This window comes from Klebsiella sp. 2680, assembly GCF_900198535.1.
Taxonomy (GTDB): Bacteria; Pseudomonadota; Gammaproteobacteria; order Enterobacterales; family Enterobacteriaceae; genus Klebsiella; species Klebsiella indica.
This window is the reverse complement of record NZ_FZNJ01000001.1, coordinates 51567-69658: the sequence shown is the minus strand read 5'-3', so window position 1 is coordinate 69658 and position 18092 is coordinate 51567. Positions and strand designations below refer to the sequence as shown.

Annotated in this window: 15 protein-coding genes and 1 pseudogene; 11 read left to right on the top strand and 5 right to left on the bottom strand. The window is 54.6% G+C overall.

What is annotated here, in order from left to right:
- Positions 1-18 precede the first annotated feature (18 nt).
- Both dcp and FN037_RS24730 read left to right on the top strand, forming a co-directional pair.
- On the top strand, positions 19-2061 hold the full coding sequence (gene dcp, locus FN037_RS00465) for a peptidyl-dipeptidase Dcp (protein ID WP_142501853.1): 2043 nt from the start codon (positions 19-21) through the stop codon (positions 2059-2061).
- Positions 2062-2690: 629 nt separating this feature from the next.
- Positions 2691-2801 (top strand): annotated as a pseudogene (locus FN037_RS24730) (LysR family transcriptional regulator); the annotation flags it as partial.
- A gap of 27 nt (positions 2802-2828) precedes the next feature.
- On the opposite strand, the gene FN037_RS24465 reads toward FN037_RS24730, so the two are convergent.
- The gene (locus FN037_RS24465) at positions 2829-3044 is read right to left on the bottom strand and encodes a hypothetical protein (protein ID WP_260607821.1); all 216 of its coding nucleotides are present in this window, start codon (positions 3042-3044) and stop codon (positions 2829-2831) included.
- On the opposite strand from FN037_RS24465, the gene FN037_RS00460 reads away from it, so the two are divergent.
- The 8 genes from FN037_RS00460 (at position 2952) to xdhC (ending at position 13302) form a co-directional block, all read left to right on the top strand.
- Entirely contained in the window at positions 2952-3563 is a 612-nt protein-coding gene (locus tag FN037_RS00460; RefSeq protein ID WP_260607817.1) for a substrate binding domain-containing protein, read from the top strand. The two genes, FN037_RS24465 and FN037_RS00460, sit on opposite strands and share 93 nt — an antisense overlap.
- 850 nt (positions 3564-4413) lie before the next feature.
- Complete coding sequence (locus tag FN037_RS00455) at positions 4414-4917, top strand: (2Fe-2S)-binding protein (protein ID WP_142501329.1); 504 nt, start codon at positions 4414-4416, stop codon at positions 4915-4917.
- A complete protein-coding gene (locus FN037_RS00450; RefSeq protein WP_142501328.1) occupies positions 4918-7233 on the top strand; it encodes a xanthine dehydrogenase family protein molybdopterin-binding subunit in 2316 nt (771 codons plus the stop codon).
- Positions 7234-7244: 11 nt separating this feature from the next.
- A complete protein-coding gene (locus FN037_RS00445) occupies positions 7245-9635 on the top strand; it encodes an FAD-dependent oxidoreductase (protein ID WP_142501327.1) in 2391 nt (796 codons plus the stop codon).
- Positions 9636-9661: 26 nt separating this feature from the next.
- A complete protein-coding gene (locus FN037_RS00440; protein ID WP_142501326.1) occupies positions 9662-10333 on the top strand; it encodes an NTP transferase domain-containing protein in 672 nt (223 codons plus the stop codon).
- Positions 10330-11178 carry a TylF/MycF/NovP-related O-methyltransferase gene (locus FN037_RS00435; RefSeq protein WP_142501325.1) on the top strand — a complete coding sequence of 283 codons (849 nt, stop codon included), beginning with the start codon at positions 10330-10332 and terminating at the stop codon, positions 11176-11178. Before FN037_RS00440 ends, FN037_RS00435 begins: the two co-directional genes overlap by 4 nt.
- A gap of 10 nt (positions 11179-11188) precedes the next feature.
- On the top strand, positions 11189-12262 hold the full coding sequence (locus tag FN037_RS00430; protein WP_142501324.1) for a histidine phosphatase family protein: 1074 nt from the start codon (positions 11189-11191) through the stop codon (positions 12260-12262).
- A 29-nt stretch (positions 12263-12291) separates the two neighbouring features.
- Positions 12292-13302 carry a xanthine dehydrogenase accessory protein XdhC gene (gene xdhC / locus FN037_RS00425; protein WP_260607816.1) on the top strand — a complete coding sequence of 337 codons (1011 nt, stop codon included), beginning with the start codon at positions 12292-12294 and terminating at the stop codon, positions 13300-13302.
- A 205-nt stretch (positions 13303-13507) separates the two neighbouring features.
- Here the strand turns inward: xdhC and FN037_RS00420 are convergent, their stop codons facing one another.
- The 3 genes from FN037_RS00420 to FN037_RS00410 are packed head-to-tail and all read right to left on the bottom strand — an operon-like array spanning position 13508 to position 16456.
- Positions 13508-15022, bottom strand: a complete 1515-nt coding sequence (locus tag FN037_RS00420) for a tripartite tricarboxylate transporter permease (RefSeq protein ID WP_138362187.1) — start codon at positions 15020-15022, stop codon at positions 13508-13510.
- Between the two features lie 10 nt (positions 15023-15032).
- Positions 15033-15464: a tripartite tricarboxylate transporter TctB family protein gene (locus FN037_RS00415; RefSeq protein ID WP_142501322.1), complete on the bottom strand. Its 432-nt coding sequence runs from the start codon at positions 15462-15464 to the stop codon at positions 15033-15035.
- A gap of 14 nt (positions 15465-15478) precedes the next feature.
- Positions 15479-16456 carry a Bug family tripartite tricarboxylate transporter substrate binding protein gene (locus FN037_RS00410; RefSeq protein ID WP_142501321.1) on the bottom strand — a complete coding sequence of 326 codons (978 nt, stop codon included), beginning with the start codon at positions 16454-16456 and terminating at the stop codon, positions 15479-15481.
- A gap of 332 nt (positions 16457-16788) precedes the next feature.
- On the opposite strand from FN037_RS00410, the gene FN037_RS00405 reads away from it, so the two are divergent.
- Entirely contained in the window at positions 16789-17976 is a 1188-nt protein-coding gene (locus tag FN037_RS00405) for a phage integrase central domain-containing protein (RefSeq protein ID WP_142501320.1), read from the top strand.
- Here FN037_RS00405 and FN037_RS00400 read toward each other — a convergent pair.
- Complete coding sequence (locus tag FN037_RS00400) at positions 17945-18067, bottom strand: helix-turn-helix transcriptional regulator (RefSeq protein ID WP_409513729.1); 123 nt, start codon at positions 18065-18067, stop codon at positions 17945-17947. The two genes, FN037_RS00405 and FN037_RS00400, sit on opposite strands and share 32 nt — an antisense overlap.
- Positions 18068-18092: the final 25 nt, after the last annotated feature.

The following is an 18092-nucleotide window of genomic DNA, read 5'->3' as shown; positions in this document are numbered from 1 at the left end:
CGTGTCCAGGAGATGATGATGTTGGAAAACAATCCTTTTTTAAACGTCAGCCTGCTGCCTTATCAGGCCCCGCCTTTCGATCTGATCGACGTGAGCCATTACCGTCCGGCCTTTGACGAAGGTGTGCGGCGTCAGCGGGAAGAGATTACCTCAATTGTTAATAATCCGGCAGCGGCGGATTTTTCTAATACGCTGGTGGCGCTTGAGCAGAGCGGGCAGATGCTGGCGAGGGTGACGAATGTCTTTTTCGCCATGGCAGGTGCGAACACCAACCCGACAATTCAGGCGCTGGATGAACAGTTCTCCGCTGAACTGGCTGAGTTGAGCAATGACATCTGGCTTAATGATGCGCTGTTTCAGCGAGTGAAAACAGTATGGGAAAGGCGAGAGACGCTCTCTCTGGATGCCGAGTCCCGCCGTCTGCTGGAGGTAACCTGGCAGCGTTTTACTCTCGCGGGCGCGACGCTGGACGACGCGCAAAAAACGATGCTGAGGGGGCTGAATACCGAAGCGGCCGGGCTGCAAAGCCAGTTTCAGCAGCGTTTGCTGGCGGCGGCGAAGTCGGGCGGGCTGGTGGTCGAATATGCACACCAGCTTACGGGACTTCGTGAAGATGAGATTCTCGCCGCGGCAGAAGCGGCACAGGAAAAAGGGCTAGGGGGCTGGTTTCTTTCTTTACTCAATACCACGCAACAGCCTGCGCTGCTCGCATTACAGGACAGGCAGACGCGGGAAAATCTGTTTGCAACGGGCTGGACGCGAAATCAGAAAGGCGATGCCAATGATACGCGGGAACTGGTTCTGCGGCTGGCGGGGCTCCGTGCACGTAAAGCGCAATTGCTGGGCGCTGACGATTTTGCCAGTTGGTCGATGGCGGATCAGATGGCGGGCACGCCGGCAGCGGCCTTTGCTTTTATGCGGCGAATCGCGCCGGCGGCGCGAGCCAGAGCAGAGAGGGAACTGGCCGATATTCAGCAGGTGATTGATGATGAAGGCGGTGATTTCCGCGCGGCGGCCTGGGACTGGCTCTATTATGCAGAGCAGGTGCGTCGGGCGAGATTTACTATCGACGAGGCGCAGCTAAAACCCTATTTTGCTCTTGACCGTGTCCTGCGCGATGGCGTGTTCTGGGCTGCAACCCAGCTCTTCGGCATTCGCTTCGTTGAGCGCTTTGATATTCCGGTTTATCACCCGGACGTACGGGTTTGGGAAATTTTTGACGCTAACGGGGAAGGAATTGCGCTGTTCTACGGTGACTATTTTTCGCGTGACAGCAAAAGTGGTGGGGCGTGGATGGGCGTTTTTGTCGAGCAATCCACGCTCCGTGCGCAGCGGCCGGTTATTTACAACGTCTGCAACTACCAGAAACCTAAAGCAGGTCACAGCGCATTGCTTTCCTGGGATGAGGTTATCACGTTATTCCATGAATTTGGCCATACGCTGCACGGCCTGTTTGCCAGCCAGCGGTACGCCAGTTTGTCAGGGACGAATACGCCGCGGGATTTTGTCGAGTTTCCTTCGCAGATTTATGAACACTGGGCCAGCGAGCCGCAGGTGTTTGCCCATTATGCGCGGCATCACCAGACTGGCGAGCCGATGCCTGAAGCGCTGCGCGACGGCATGTTCCGCGCGGCGAAGTTTAATAAAGGCTACGACATGAGTGAACTGCTGGCAGCCGCGCTGCTGGATATGCACTGGCACAGCGTGAAGGCAGACACGCTGCCTCTGGATGTTGATACTTTTGAAGCCGCATCCTTGCATGCGGAAAAGATGGATTTGCCTGCCGTCCCGCCACGTTATCGCAGCAGCTATTTCTCCCATATCTTCGGCGGCGGTTATGCGGCAGGCTATTACGCTTACCTGTGGACGCAGATGCTGGCGGATGACGGCTATCAGTGGTTTGTCGAACAGGGCGGTTTAACCCGTGAAAATGGCCAGCGTTTCCGTGAAGCAATTCTGTCACGCGGGAATAGCACTGATTTAGCGGAACTTTACCGCCAGTGGCGCGGGCACGATCCTGAAATTGGCCCGATGCTGGAAAATCGCGGGCTCAGCGAGTAGCGCGTTTTGTCGAGTCAAAGGAAACCGGACTTGATACCCAATGCCGGTCAGTTAAGCGAGCCATCGGCGTTTTATGCTGTTTTGTTTACTGCTCCGATGCAGTGCGAGGGCTGATGGATATCGCCTGTTTTTTCATGACATTCAGCCCCCGGCTGGCCGCTGACTGAGTGCGGCATCACCGATGGGGGTGGGGGCATCAAGGAGTGGCCGCCAGCACGGCGGCCCAGAGGGTGGAATCACTTCCCCAAATAAATTTTAAATTCTGAGAAAATCACAGGCTATCAGAGCCGTCTGGACGTGTGCGTTGGTATCGGTGCTACTGTTAGCAGTGACAGAAGGCGTGTCACTTTTAGTCGAAATTTTCCTTTTATGATGTTATTTATCATTTTGTTTTTAAAGGATTAACTCTGACGTTTTGACGTTAAAAAGCAAAGATCAGACAAAATATAGCACGCCGCATAGACATTACTAACTGTATGGTTAATATTGATTGCAGCAGCATTGACCGTATTCTCCCTCCTACCGTCAATTATCCTGGTATTCCGGGATGACTGCGCTTGTTGCTTAGCTGCAATATCCTGTTCATTCGGCCAATGGAGTGAATAATCGTGAATAAAGTACTGCGGGACATGCCATTATTTATTGCTGTCGCCCGGCATAAAAGCTTCACCAGAGCCGCAGATACCCTCGGTATGCCCGTTTCCACGCTTTCGAGCAGAATAAGTTCTATGGAAAAACGGCTGGGAATCCCCTTGTTGGTGCGGAACTCACGGAATGTTGAGATGACGGAAAGCGGGAAGATCTTTTTCAAGCGATGCGAGACGATCGTTGCCGAAGCCGACGATGCCTGTGAAAATCTCGCCCGCGAGGCTAACGTTGCTGCCGGGTGCGTGCGTTTCGCTGTCGCCGGGGATATCTACCACAGCTATCTTCAGGGCGTGGTGGGGAATTTCACCGCGCGATGGCCCGATATATGTTTGCATGTTACGTTTTCTTCTCGCTGGGTCGATTTGCTGTTAGAACCCTATGATTTGGACATCAGGGCTGGCATCCTGCCTGATTCCGGGCTGAGAGTGCATACACTGGCATCGCTGCAACCTTCGCTTTATTGTTCCCCTTCGTTACTGAAACGTTATCCCACCCCGCAACGCCCGGCGGATCTTGCCGGTTTGCCCTGCATCGCCGTTTCCCAGCAGGGTAATGTATGGGTGATGAGTAACGGTGACAAAAAAGAAAGTACGCTCATCCACCCGGCTCACACCGTTAATAACCCCAATCTGGCGCTGGAGATTGCGCTGGCGGGGAGCGGAGTAACCTGGGCGGACCCGCCGATGGTCGCCGGATATTTAGCCGCAGGGACGCTTGTTCCGGTGTTGGCGGGGTGGGTATTTCCCAGTGTGGATCTCAGTGTAGTCATGGTAAATAGCCAGTTACCGAAACGCGTCAGGCTGTTTGTCGACTTTCTGGTGGAGCACTGTAAAAAAATGAACCGCATGCTTTGACCCTCTCAGAACACGACAGGCGTCAAGGCTGATGCATCCTTACTGATTCAGCCTGCTTATTGGTCCAGCACGTCGACACAGGGACGATCAACCCGTACATTGATGCATGGACAACCGTGTAGTATCAATGTGCAAAGCGTTTTTCGCCTCTTTCATTCCATTTTTTGAATGTAACTTTCCATTTTTCCTCTGTATCCATATTCAGAGTAGTGTTAAATTCCATTCATCCAGATAATGACCGATTGCGTTTTCATGGTTATTTATTCAGGGCTGACGGCGTCACGGCTAAGGGTAAGAAAAATAAATATATGTTGCGCATTATCTAAAAAATGTTGGGTAATTGCTGCCTCAACAGATAAGTATTCCTGTCGCTTGTTTTTAATTGTCATTTTTATTGGATTATGCCCTAAATTATTCGAGTTGCAGGAAGGCGGCGACGCAGTGAATCCCCGGGAGCGTACTCCAGTACGTGACTGGGGTGAACGAGGAAAGCCAACGCACATGCAACTTGAAGTATGACGGGTATATATTAACTACACGTTTATACCCGTCATATTTCAGTAACGTCTGGGGATTGATGAGGGATACCCATGACCCTCACCAGAGATCAGCCTTTGGAGTCAGCGCTGTTCAAATCGGCTAACTGTTTGTCCTGCTGCTCGAATTAGTGTGAACACTGCCCAGGGACAAATAACAGGTGAAATAGCCCTAATGGGGCAGACGCTCAGCCAGTGAATATCGTGTCTTATTGTGGTCATATAAAGGGATAATTCTCCAGGCGCATCTTGTGTATTGAATTCAATACACAGCCTTACCTTATTCCCTTGTATTCAATCAAGGACGCATTTATATGAAAACCGAATCGATTTCCTTACATGTTAATGGACTGGAATATGACTTTTCAGTAGGAGATAAACTCGGGCAGATCCCTTGTGGAGAAACCTTATCGGAAACGTTACGCACGCGACTGGCCTTAACGGGCACAAAGGCGGCATGTGGGGAAGGCTCCTGCGGCTGCTGTACCGTCATCATGGACGGTCGGGCCGTCCTGTCCTGCATGTTGCTGACGGTCGAAGCGGACGGGAAAGACATTACCACCATTGAGGGACTGGCTGACCCCCGGACAGGGGTTCTTGACCCTGTGCAACAAGCATTTATCGACCATTACGCCTTCCAGTGCGGTTTCTGTACGCCGGGGATCATCATGTCCGCCAGGGCGTTGTTGGATAAGGAAGCGGCTCCTACGCCGGATCAGGTGAAAGACGCGCTTAGCGGTAATTTCTGCCGTTGTATCAGCCAGTACCACGTGCTTGAGGCCATGGACGCCTTCACCAGAAAAAGCGAGGAACAGTAAATGTATTCTGACGATTACAAGCCTGAAAATTACCGCTACATCGGCAAAGTCAATGTTCCTCGTAAAGATGCGCAGGGCATCGTCACCGGGAAGACGACCTTCCTCGACGATTTCAGCCTGCCGAGAATGCTGACAGGAAAATCCCTGAAGTCTCCCTATGCGCACGCCCGCATTATTTCTATTAATACGGAAAAGGCCAAAGCGTTGAAAGGCGTTGCGGCGGTATTGACATATAAAGAGGCCGATCCGACCTGGCTGCTGGGATACCCGCCGTCAAAACCTATTCTCGGGCAAGAAATGCAGTATATCGGCGATACGGTGGCCCTGGTTGCTGCGGAAAGCGCAGAAATAGCGATGGAAGCGATCGACCTGATCGAGGTTGAGTACGAGCAACTCCCGGTTATCACCAACGGCATTGATGCGGTGAAAGAGGGGGTTACGCAGTTATACAAAGAGTTTAAAAATAACATTGTGACGCCCGGCTATCCTCCCTTCCAGAAGGACGGGCCGTTCTGGCATCTCATCCGTGGGGATGTGGAAAAAGGGTTTGACGAGTGCGCGATTTGCGCTGAAGACACCGTCGAGTTTGCGAAAATGGCCGCGCCGCTTGCACCGGAACCGCCCGGCGCAATCGTCAGTTGGGATGGGGGCAACGATTACAGCATTTGGGCCACCACGCAAAGTTGCCGCATTCTGGAGGTATTCGGCGTCAGCGTCATCCCGGACTGTAATCTTCATGTCCGCAGCTTCAACGTCGGCGGCAGCTATGGCAACAAGCAAAGTATGGTGGTGCCGGTGATTTCGGCGGCCCTTCTTTCCCGGCACACGGGGCGTCCGGTCAAGTTCTACCAGACTAAGGCAGAACAGTTGATCTGCTCCGAAACCCGTCTTGGCAGCCAGGTTAAAGCGAAAATCGGTATGGACGAAGAGGGCGTTGTGCGGGCTGTCAAAGCCCAGTGGTTTGTCGATACCGGCGCCTTTTGCAATACGACGCAAGGCCAGATCAGCGTGGGCATTGGCGAGGCGCAGTTAGTGATGGCTAAATGCGCCAACTGGGATCTGGACACCTATTGCATTGTCACCAATAAACAGCCGGCTGGTATTGTGCGCGGATATGGCGGCCAGGAGCTGAACAGTTGTCTCTCGCTCCTGATGGCCAGAGCCATGCAGGCGGGCAATTTTGATCCTGTCGAGTGCTATAAGAAAAACTACGTTTCAGACGGCGACCCCTATATCTGGCGCGATGGCAGATTGTGGATCGCCCATTCCATTAATTATGTTCCGGCCATTGAAGCGGCCGCCGCGAAATTTGGCTGGAAAGACAAGTGGAAAGGATGGGGCGTGCCGACCTGGACCAGCGAAGACGGGACTCGGGTGCGGGGCGTAGGATGCAGCATTATCGGTAATGCCGACGTTGGCGAAGATAACACCGAAGCTTATGTACGCATCGTGCCCGATATGGTTGGCGATAAGGCTCGGGTCATTCTGCAAACGGACATCACCGAGTCCGGCATGGGGCAGCGCAGCAATATAGCGAAAATGGTGGCCGAAATACTTAACGTCCCCTATGAGCGCGTTGAGCTGACGCCGCCGTCCACGAAAATCAACCCGACCGGTTTCGGCCTTTGCGGTAGCCGCGGCACCATTACATATGGCCATGCCGTCAGTAATGCCGCGGAAAACGCGAAAAAGAAATTGTGCGAATTGGCTGTCCACCATCTTGATATATCGATGGACGCTATGGAATTACGCGATTTTGGCGTGAGCAGTAAAGCGCGGCCTGACCAGTTTGTTAGCTGGAAGAAACTGATTCCGCCGGATCTGACCCTGACAGGCTACGGCCAGCATCTGGAAAACTTTTCCACCCCCAACTTTTTTATGGTGCTTATCGAAGTTGAGGTAAACAAAGAAACCGGAAAAGTGGATGTCGTTCGCATGGTGGGCGGGACGGACTCCGGCCAGACAATCGACCCGTCGATGCTGGAAATGCAGTGCCAGGGAGGTATCGGGGCCGCATCTCTTGATACCGCCATTTACGAAGAACACATTATCGATCCCGTCACTCACCGGACGCTGACATTTAACATGCTTGAATACAAATGGCGTCCGTTCAATGAGTTCCCGGTATACGAAACATCAATATTGCAGTCGCAATTCGATACCTTCCAGTTTAAGGCCGTCGGGGTAGGGGAAATCGCAGGCGCTTCGGCGGCCAGCGCGACCATGCAAGCCATTTCCAACGCCATCGGCATTCAGGTTGCTCAGTATCCCGCAACCCCGGACGTTATTTTGCAGGCCCTTGGTAAAGTCGCATAGGAGAGGTCACCATGAAAAATTTTTACTATTATCGCGCCGAAAGTTTTGCCGACGCTGCCGATTACGTAAAACATGGCTCACGTCCTCTTGCCGGGGGAACCGATCTCCTGGGCGGCATGAAAACAGCCATTTTACCGGAATACCCGGATTCGCTGGTCAGCCTGTTGTGGATCCCGGGGGCCGATGGCATCTACATCAACGGGAATAGTCTGTATATCGGCGCAACAGCGAAACTAAGCGATATCGCGGAAGACAAGACGATTCTTGACGCGGTCCCGATACTCGCCGAAGCGGCCCATTCCGTCGCGTCTCCCAACATTCGAAACCGGGGCACTATTGGGGGAAATCTCTGCCAGGACGTGCGCTGTTGGTTTTATCGTTACCCACATGAGGGCGGCGGGCGGATGGTATGCGCCAGAAAAGGGGGCGACACCTGCTACGCTATCCAGGGAGACAACCGGTATCATTCCATCTTTGGCGGCATGAAAACCCACGCCACGCCCTGTAGCCAGCACTGTCCCGCCAGCACGGATATCCCTGCCTATATGGAGCAGTTGCGTAAAGGGAATAAAAAAGCCGCCGCGCGCATCCTTATGCAGGCTAACCCCATGCCGATGCTGACCAGCAGGGTCTGCGCGCATTTTTGCCAGTCTGGCTGTAACCGCGGGCATACCGATGACAGCGTGGCGATACGCGAGGTGGAGCGCAGCGTTGGCGACTATATTCTGGAAAATGGCCGTGAATTTTATGCCCCTCCGCAGTGGGATACCGGTAAGGCAATTGCCATTGTCGGGGCCGGTCCTTCGGGCCTCGCCGCCGCTTTTTACCTCCGTAAAGCCGGGCATCGCGTAACGGTTTACGATGCCAGACCGAAAGCGGGCGGAATGCTGATGTATGCCATTCCCAATTACCGCTTGCCCAAACAACTTGTCAGAACATTCACTGAACTGCTGCAACATATGGGGATTTCTTTTGTCCTCGACACCACAATTGGCCAGGGTGTCACTCCCGCCGACCTGGAAAAACAGTACGACAGCGTCTATTACGCGCCGGGAACCTGGAAACGTCCCACCCTCGGTATTCCCGGCGAAGAACTGACTATGTACGGGCTGGATTTTCTGGTGGATATCAATACCCGGATGGAAGGCAAGATCGGCAACCGCGTTCTCGTGGCCGGGGGAGGCAACGTCGCGATGGACGTTGCGATCACCGCCCGACGTCTGGGCGCGCAGACGGTAATTCTCGCCTGTCTTGAATCCGAAGAAGAGATGCCTGCGGGCCGCGACGAGGTGGCCCGTGCCAGAGAAGAAGGCATCATCATTATGCCGCAATGGGGGCTCGATAAAGTCCTGGCTGATAACGGCGTCGTCACGGGCATGCGGCTCAAACGCTGTGTTGCGGTTCGCGATGCGAAAGGCGCTTTCAACCCGCACTATGATGACAGCGAGAAAAAGGACATTGCAGCCGACAATATCCTGATGGCCGTCGGACAGGCGGGCGACCTCTCTTTCCTTGACGAGAAGTATGACATGCAACTGACGCGCAGAGGCCTGATAGGCGTGGATGCTGGTTCGCAGATGACCAGCCGTCGCGGCGTATTCGCGGGAGGCGACATCGTTACCGGGCCATCCACGGTCATCAATGCGGTTGCAACGGGGCATAGCGCGAGCCGCAGCATAAACAGGTATCTGGGCTGCCCGGAAAACTATGAGGGAAATGTCGATAAAGCGAACGAGGCCACAGGCATTCAGTTCCTCTCTCTTGAGCCTTCAGGCATCAAAAAATACCAGCAAGCCAGACTCACAGAGTTGCCCGTGGCTGCGCGTAATATCAAAAAAGAGGACGCCTTCAGCCTGCCGATGGAACAGGCGCTCGCGGAAGCGGCGCGCTGTCTGAATTGCGGCTGCTATGCGGTCAACCCTTCTGATTTGGCACCGGTATTAATGGTCCTGGACGCGCGTATCCACACGACGCAGCGCATTGTCCCGGCAGATGCATTTTGCGGATCGACGCTGAAAGTAACGGATTGTCTTGCGCCCGGAGAGCTTGTCGAAAGTATCGAGATCCCTTTGCCGAAGGAAAGTATCGGCCATTATGACAAGTTTCGTCTGCGCGACGCCATAGACTTCGCCATTGTCAGCCTGGCCAGCCTTTTTACCGTTCAGGACGGCAAAATTACCAAAGCCCGGTTAGTCATGGGGGGCGTTGCGCCGGTTCCGTTACGCTGTCACGCGGGGGAGCGCTATCTGCTGAACAAAAAGCCTGATGCGCAGATTGCGAAAGCCGTCGCGGAACTGGCCGTAAATGGCGCGATTCCGCTTGATAAAAACAGATATAAAATCAATGAGATAAAGAGTCTTATCAAAACTGCGGTACTGCGGCTGCAGAACGCGCGCGAGTAGGTCTACGTGTAAACGCGGAGGTTGACATGTTCGCCGGAAAGTATGCCTCGCTCATCCTGGCGGCAGGATTTTCTACACGCATGCGTCAGGGCTTTAAACCGCTGCTGCCCATTCCTTTTATGGATGGCAGCCGCAGCGCGCTCGAAAACCTGGCCAGGATATATTCGGCGGCGGGCGTTTCTCCCGTTCTGCTGGTTGGCGGGCAGGTCAATCAGGCGGCGCTGGCTGCCGAAGCGCAACGTCTCGGTCTGGATTACGTGCAAAATCCCGATGCGCGGCGGGGCATGTTTTCCACGGTCCGTATCGGCCTGCAGCATCTTATCGCGCTTGCGCCAGCCTGTTCGGGATGTTTCGTACATCCCGTGGATATTCCCCTGGTACAGCGGGATACGGTGCGCCTTCTGCTTGCGGCCGCGCGGCATCATCCGGGGGACGTACTCATTCCTGAGTTTGAAAATAGGCAGGGACACCCGCCGGTGATCCCGGCAGCTTACTTTGCTGGTATATGTGCGATGGCGGGGCGGGATGGCCTGCGGGGCGCCCTGATGACGTTGCCGCGCAGGCCGGTGGCTGTCGGGGACAGCGCGATCCTTCTGGATATGGATACGGATGACGACTTCACTATCGTATGTGATCGCGCCGCCCGGCTATATGCCCAGGGCGCGCCAGGTATGAACCAGACGGGAAGGGGATTATGAAAACCGTGGTATTGCTGGGCGCGGGGCAGATGGGCAGAAATGCTGCGTTGTTGCTTAATGAACAGGCGTTGCAACTCCTGGCCTTTGGCGACAACGCGGCGACGCGGCAGTCAACGGCGCATTATCCGCCTGTACTGTCGGTTGCTGCAGCGCTCGCGCTCCGGCCTGATGTTGTTTTTGTCAGCGTTGCGGCAAAAGAACGTGGGCTGGAACTGGAACAACAGGCCAGAGCGGTAGGCTACCACGGGCCAATCTTCCGGCTGGATACTTTACAACCGGCGATCGATATACGCGGCGCGATGACCAGGAGGATTGCCGGGCGGCTCAATGAGCTTCACACCGAAGGCGCAGTAGCCGAACTTGGCGTCTACCAGGGCAATTTCGCCCGTCTTCTGAACGCGGTTTTCCCGGACAAATCGCTGTACCTGTTTGATACGTTCCGTGGGTTTGCTGAATCAGACATAGATACAGAAAAGGCGCACGGTTTTCCGCCGGTGCGCCGGGATGAGTTCTGTGCCACCAGCGTGGAGGCGGTGATGGCGAGGATGCCCCATCAGGCGCGGGTGATCATTCGGGAAGGTCACTTCCCGGGCACGGCCACCGGTATTGAAGAACGCTTCGCCTTTGTGAGTCTGGACGCTGACCTATACGCGCCGACGCTGAGCGGCCTTGAATGGTTCTATCCCCGGCTTGTCCCAAATGGCTGCATCCTGCTGCATGATTACCACAACGCGCGTTTTCCGGGGGTGAAACAGGCGATGTCTGATTTTGAAAACCAGGCCGGTCGGCTTTGTCTGGTCCCACTTTGCGATCTGCACGGTAGCGTGTTGATCGTCAGGAATTGAGGCGATTTTTATGCCCGGCATTTTTCTCGTCCGTCACGGCCGTCCGCAAACGCCGGATAACAGGCGTTATTGTCTGGGAAACGGGAGCGATTTTCCCCTGGCGCCTGAAGGCCTCACGCAATCCTCGGCGTTGATCCCGTGTTTCTCCGGGATGGAATACGCGCTGTATTGCAGCCGTCTCAGGCGCAGTCGCGAAACGGCTGAGCGGCTTGCTACAGGGAAACGGAAAATATCCGTATCGCCCGGTCTCGATGAAATTGCCGTCGGCGAGTGGGAAGGGATGCGTTTTGAGGCGATACGCGCCAGATATCCTGAGCTGTATGCCAGGCGGGGGCGGAACTGGGCGCTGATGCCTCCCGGCGGCGAAAGCCTGGATAGCGGGGCGACGCGTATGGAAACGACGCTCAGGGAGATCGCGGAAAGAGAGGGCTCCGATATTGTGGCGATAACCCACGAGGGCGCCATTCGCGCACTGCTGTGGAAGCTTATGCATCTCGACCCCCGACATGATGCGCTAATACGTCTGCCCTACGGCAGTATTACGGTTTTGCGCTATGCCAACGGCGCATTTGCCGTGACGGCCACAGGTAAAAGTCCTGACGATATCCCGTCAGATGAAGAGATTCGGGAACTCTGGCGTTTATGCGCAACGCCGGAACCCGTGCGCGCGCACAGCCTGGCCGTCTGCGAAGAGGCGCTCAGGATTAGCACGAGTTTGCAGCGTGACGGGATAATTTTATCCCCCGGGCGGTTACGGGCCGCCGCGCTTCTTCATGATATGGCCCGGCGAGAAGGGAAAAGCCATCCGCACAAAGCCGCAGCAATACTGAGGGCGAGGGGGTATTTGCAGGTTGCCCGTATTGTTGAACTGCACCACGACATAACTTTGAGCGAGCCCATTAGCGAAGCGCATGTGCTTTTTCTCGCTGATAAAAGGATGTACGGCACGAAAAAGGTCACTCTTCAGGAACGCTTTACCGCCAGTATGGGGAAATGTCTGACGAAAGACGCGGTGTTGGCCCATGACGACAGATGGCAACAGGCTTTGGCTATCGAAAAGGCAATCACTAACAGAGTTAAGTGAGCATTGTATCTTTGCTGAAGGAGCGGACGATGAAAACACTTTTCGCACTCTTGCTGGAACGCTGCAAGAGGGGGCAAGCGACCCAGCTTGTCACGGTGGTAGCGGAAATGGGCAGCGCCCCGCGCCACGCAGGCGCCAGCATGGTTGTTGGCGAAGATGGCCGACTGGGCGGTACTATTGGCGGCGGTGTGCTGGAGTATAGCGCAGTTCAGTCGGCGCAAAGCCTTCTGGCTACCGGGCAGGGAGGGTTAAGAAAGTATCAGCTGACCCGGATCGGCATGGTTTGCGGGGGCAACGTGGATCTGCTTTTCACGTATATTTACCCCTCCGAGGTGAATCAATCGACCCTGACGGTCGCCTGTGACCATTCGGAAAAGCATAAAACAGGATGGCTTATGCTTCCTTATACCGGTGTTGAATTTGGGTTTTACAGTCGCGAAGAGGGACTTTTCGGCCTCTCCCCGGCATTCGTTCCTGAACGGAGGGGCGAGCAAGACTACCCGGCGGGCAAGACAGAAACGCCAGCAGGAACGTGCTATATACAAAAGCTGATGAATTCGGGCCGTATTTATGTCTTTGGCGGCGGGCATATTGCTCAGGCGCTTATTCCTTTACTCGAACAGTTGAATTTTCGTTGCACCGTGACCGACGACAGAGCGGAATACTCCACCCGTGAGCTTTTCCCCTGTGCCGAAGAGGTGCATACATTGGATTATGTTAACCTTGCTGACGAGATTACGATCCAGCCGCAGGATTGTATCGTTATCATTACGCGCGGACACAAGTGTGATTACGAAGTTTTGCGGTTCGCATTAAGAACATCGGCTTACTATATCGGCGTTGCCGGTAGCCGGACAAAAATTGCGACGCTCACCGCCGCCATAAAAGCAGACGGGTTTAATGAGCATGATATCGCGCGGATTACCGCGCCAATCGGGATTAAGATTAAAAGCGAAACTCCGGCCGAAATTGCCGTCAGCATCGCGGCGCAGTTGATTGAGCAACGGGCCCTGTACACAAGCAGGAGTAAAATATACTGACGAATCTGTTTAGATATGGGGCAGGATTTCTGGCTGATGACGGCCGCGCCTTATTTTGCCTTAATTTTCTACAATATCAACAGATTATACATCACCTGTAGGCCCGTGCAAGCGGATGCGCCGCCGGGCAATTGTTTTGTGTTATGCAGAGTAAGTTATTGTGCCGCTATTTCCGCCGGATGGCGTAATGCCATCCGGCAATCCATTAACCGATATCCACCTGTGGCTTATTGTTGCGTTTGCGAATAAGGCGCAGCAGCGGCGGGATGACAATTACCGCTATCGCCATCGTCAGCAGCGCTTTCGTCACGCCGCTCTCCCACAGAATCGCCATATTGCCGTTGCTGATAGAGAGCGCCCGGCGCAGGTTTTGCTCCAGCATCTCGCCCAGCACAAAGCCGAGGATCAGCGGCGACATGGGGAAATGCATTTTACGCAGAATGTAGCCCAGTATGCCGAGCGCCACCATCAGCACCAGATCGAACGTGGTGCTGTGTACCGCGTACACGCCGACCGCGGACACGGCGGCAATCGCCGGGACAAGGAACCACAGCGGGATGGTCAGCATGCGGGTGAACAGGCCAATCAGCGGGATGTTCATCACCAGCAGCATCACGTTGGCGATCAGCAGCGCGGCGATCAGCCCCCAGACGATATCCGGTTGTTCGGTGAACATCGCCGGTCCTGGCGTGATGTTATACAGCGTCAGCGCGCCCATCATTACCGCCGTGGTGCCGGAACCTGGCACGCCAAGGGTCAGCATCGGGATAAACGAGCCGCAGGCTGAGGCGTTGTTGGCGGCTTCCGGTGCCGCCACGCCACGGATATCGCCCTTGCCGAAGCTGTCGCTGTTGCCGCTGAGCTTTTTCTCGGTCATGTAGGTGATGGCGCTGGCGATGGTGGCGCCTGCGCCCGGCAGCACGCCGACGAAGAAGCCGATCACCGATGAGCGTAACGTCGCGCCCACGCACTGCGCCCCTTCTCTGGCGTTAAACAACATACGCCCGGTTTTGCGTACCAGCTTCTGGCCGCTGCTGGTATGTTCGAGCATTAAGAGTATTTCTGAGACCGAGAACAAGCCGATCACCACCACGATGAACTGCACACCGTCGGAGAGATGAACGCTGTCAAAGGTAAAGCGATAAACCCCGGTGTTGGCGTCCACGCCGACGGTCGCCAGACCCAGACCGATCAGCGCGGCCAGAAATGATTTCAGCGGGTTTTGCGCCATCATGCTGCCGAGGCAGGCGATGGCAAAGACCATTAGCGCAAAGTATTCCGCCGGACCAAACGCCAGCGACCATTGCGCCAGCAGCGGTGCGAACAGGATGATCCCGCCGATGGCAATGATCGAACCAAAAAACGAGCTGACCGCTGAGATGGAGAGGGCGATACCGCCTCGACCCTGTTGCGCCATCGGATACCCGTCGAGCGCGGTCATGATCGCCGCCGCATCGCCGGGCACGTTGAGCAGAATCGACGAAATACGCCCACCATATTCACAGCCGATATAAACCGTCGCCAGCAGGATCAGCGCGGATTCCGCAGGCAGATGCAGGGCGAAAGCCAGCGGCAGTAAAATCGCCACGCCGTTAATCGGCCCAAGCCCCGGCAGCAGGCCGACAATGGTGCCGACGAAGCAGCCGATCAGGGCAATTATCAGATTCTCCGGCGTCATGGCCACCGCAAAACCCTGAGAAAGATATATCCAGGTATCCATCGTTTCTCCGTTAACTCAGCCAGGCGCCGAGAGGTAAGGTGACATCAAGCAGGCGGTCGAAGGCATACCACAGCAGGGTGCCGAGAACCGCGCCGGAAATACCCGCTGCCGGGATCGTTGCGCCGAACAGAATGCCGATGACCAGGGTGAGAATGGCGGTGGCAATCGGAAAGCCCAGCCATTCAAAACCCCAGGCATACATCAGCAGGACGATGACCATCGTCAGCAGCTTTTGCAACACATGGCGGTGAGGCCAGTTAACGGTATCGGGATGGCGCAATAACAGCGCCAGCGCGCAGAACGCCATCAGACCGAGAATACCCAGCGGAAACGGGCGAGGGCCCACCGGTTCGTAGCTGTATTCACTGTGAATCTGCCAGGCGATAAACAGCCCGGCAATGCAGAGCAACAGCCAGATCCCGGCAAAAATACGATCGCTCATGAGTGCCTCCTGAGCTATTTCGCGAGGCCGAAGGCTTTCGCCTGTTCGCGGTAATCGGTGACCTGTTTTTTGACGTAGTCGTCAAGCTGTTTGCCGGTCATATCGAATGCAAACAGACCGCGCAGATCGCGCTGCTTTTTAAACTCGTCGGTCTGCTGGAGTTTTTTGAAGGTCTCCACCCACCACTGGTAGTCGGCATCGCTGACTTTCGGCCCCACGTAAAAGCCACGAATGATCGGCCAGACCAGGTCGTATCCTTGCTCTTTGGCGGTCGGGACGTTGGCTAACTGACCCGGCAGGCGTTGTTCAGCAAATACCGCCAGCACGCGAATTTTATCGCCGCTCAGGTAAGGCACCATTTCACTGAGGTCGCCGGAAACCACCTGCACATGGTTGCCCATCAGCGCCGTAACCGGTTCGCCGCCGCCTTCAAACGCCACGTAGCGCATCTTGTGCGGATCAACATTGGCCTTCTGCGCCAGTAGCGCCGCCTTCATCCAGTCCTGGCTGCCGATTGACGCGCCTGCGCCAATGACCACGCTCTCAGGTTTTTTTTCCATGGCGCTCAGCAGATCCTTCAGCGACTTCCACGGGGAGTCGGCGCGCACGGCGATCATCCCGTAGTCGGTCCCCACACTCGCCAGCCAGCGCACATCATCCACACCGTAACGACCAAATTTCCCCTGCGACAAATTGAGCAGCGATCCACCGGAGAAGGCGACCAGCGTTCCCGGTTCGCCAGGACGCTGGGCGACAATCGCGTTATAGGCCACCGCGCCGACGCCGCCCGGCATATAAGTGACGCGCATCGGTTTATCGATTGCGCCGGTTTCCATCATGCTCACCTGAATCAGCTTACAGGTAAGGTCGAATCCGCCGCCGGGTTTGGCCGGGGCGATGCATTCGGTGCGCGACGGTGCGTCCTGCGCCAGTACAGCGGTACTCATCAGTAAAATGCTTGCAGTAAGGGTGCTAAGTAATTGTTTTTTCATTGTTTATCCTCACGCGGATGTCCGAATTTTCAGGTACGGAAGAAGATTTTTGTGATTATGTGAACCGACATGTAGCAGTACGGTTGCGTGATTGTTAAAACAATAACCTTTCAATTCCCTTTCAATGGGGCAGAAACTTTACAGGATGTGATATGCGTCTCTTATTAGCATATCTTCATTGAATTATGTGGAGTTATGTCGAATTATGCGCTATGTCTTGGTAGCTCCGCATCAAAGCAATAATTGTTATGCTGAGTTATATTGAGTTATGTTGAGAGTCATGTAAAAACCGGATAACCTACCGGACAACGATCAGCCATTGTCCTGTAACCATGCCACTTACCGACACAAAAATCAGAAGCGCGAAACCTCAAGAGAAGCCATATCAACTACAGGACGGGCAGGGTCTTTATCTTGACGTTCGTCCGTCTGGTGCAAAAATCTGGCGCTATCGTTTCTGGCTGACCCCGAAAAAAGACGGTCGCTATACCATTGGTGAGTACCCTGTGGTATCTCTGGCAGATGCCAGGAGAGAAAGAGAGTGGGCGAGAGAGCAGGTTAAGCAGGGGAGAAATCCCACTGTTGTAAAAGACACTGAGAAGATGATTGTCTTTGGCGATGCTGCCAATACGTTTTCATCGGTCGCCAATGACTGGTATGAAAGAAAGTGCATTTCGTGGGCTGAAAAAACGATGGAGGTTAATCGTGGTTACCTCGACAAGCACATACTGCCATACATCGGGAAGATACCTGTCAAGGATGTTAAGGCTGCGCATATTCTTTCGATAATGCGAACGCTTGAGAAGGAAGGTAATGCATATTCGGCGGGGAAGGTAAGGCAGATTTGCTCATCAGTCTTCTGCTATGCCGTCGCTACGCTAAGGGCGGAAGTTGACCCGGCATCGGCGTTGAAGGGGGCGGTGATACAAAAGCCAACGACTCACGCTCGGCTTGTCACGACAGATGAGATAAAACAACTCTTTGCATCACTCAGGCATTACAGAAGCCCAGTAATGGTCATTGCAATCAAAATGTTGATTATGACATTCGTTCGTCAGCAGGAACTCAGGACTGCGCGCTGGGAAGATATCAACTTTGAAAAATCCGAGTGGAACATCCCTGCGGAGATAATGAAGAAAAGACGCGATCATCGCGTTCCTCTCAGCTCGCATGTTATCGCATTACTTGAGGAACTCAAAGACCTTACCGGTCAAAACCAGTTCCTTTTCCCGAGCCCATCAAAACCCGGTCAGGTCATTGCTAAAACGTCGATTAACCGCGCTATAGAGTATCAGGGGTTTGCGAGTGGTGAGATAACCGGGCACGATTTCCGCGCCACGGCATCTACGATATTGCACGAGGAAGGATTCAGGCCGGAAGTTATAGAGGCGCAACTGGCTCATCAGCAGAAGAACAGAGTCGCGGCCGCCTATAACCATGCCGAGTATATGAAGGAGAGGCGCGAGATGATGCAGTGGTGGGGGGATTTTATCGCTGGCCTGAACGTGGACATGAAGTGATTTTATCCTTAATCCACGCATCAATCTCACTTGAAGGCCACCTGACGCTGCGCCCGTTCTTCACAGGGCGCGGAAATTTACCTTTTCGCATCCATTCATATATGGTTGGCTTTTTG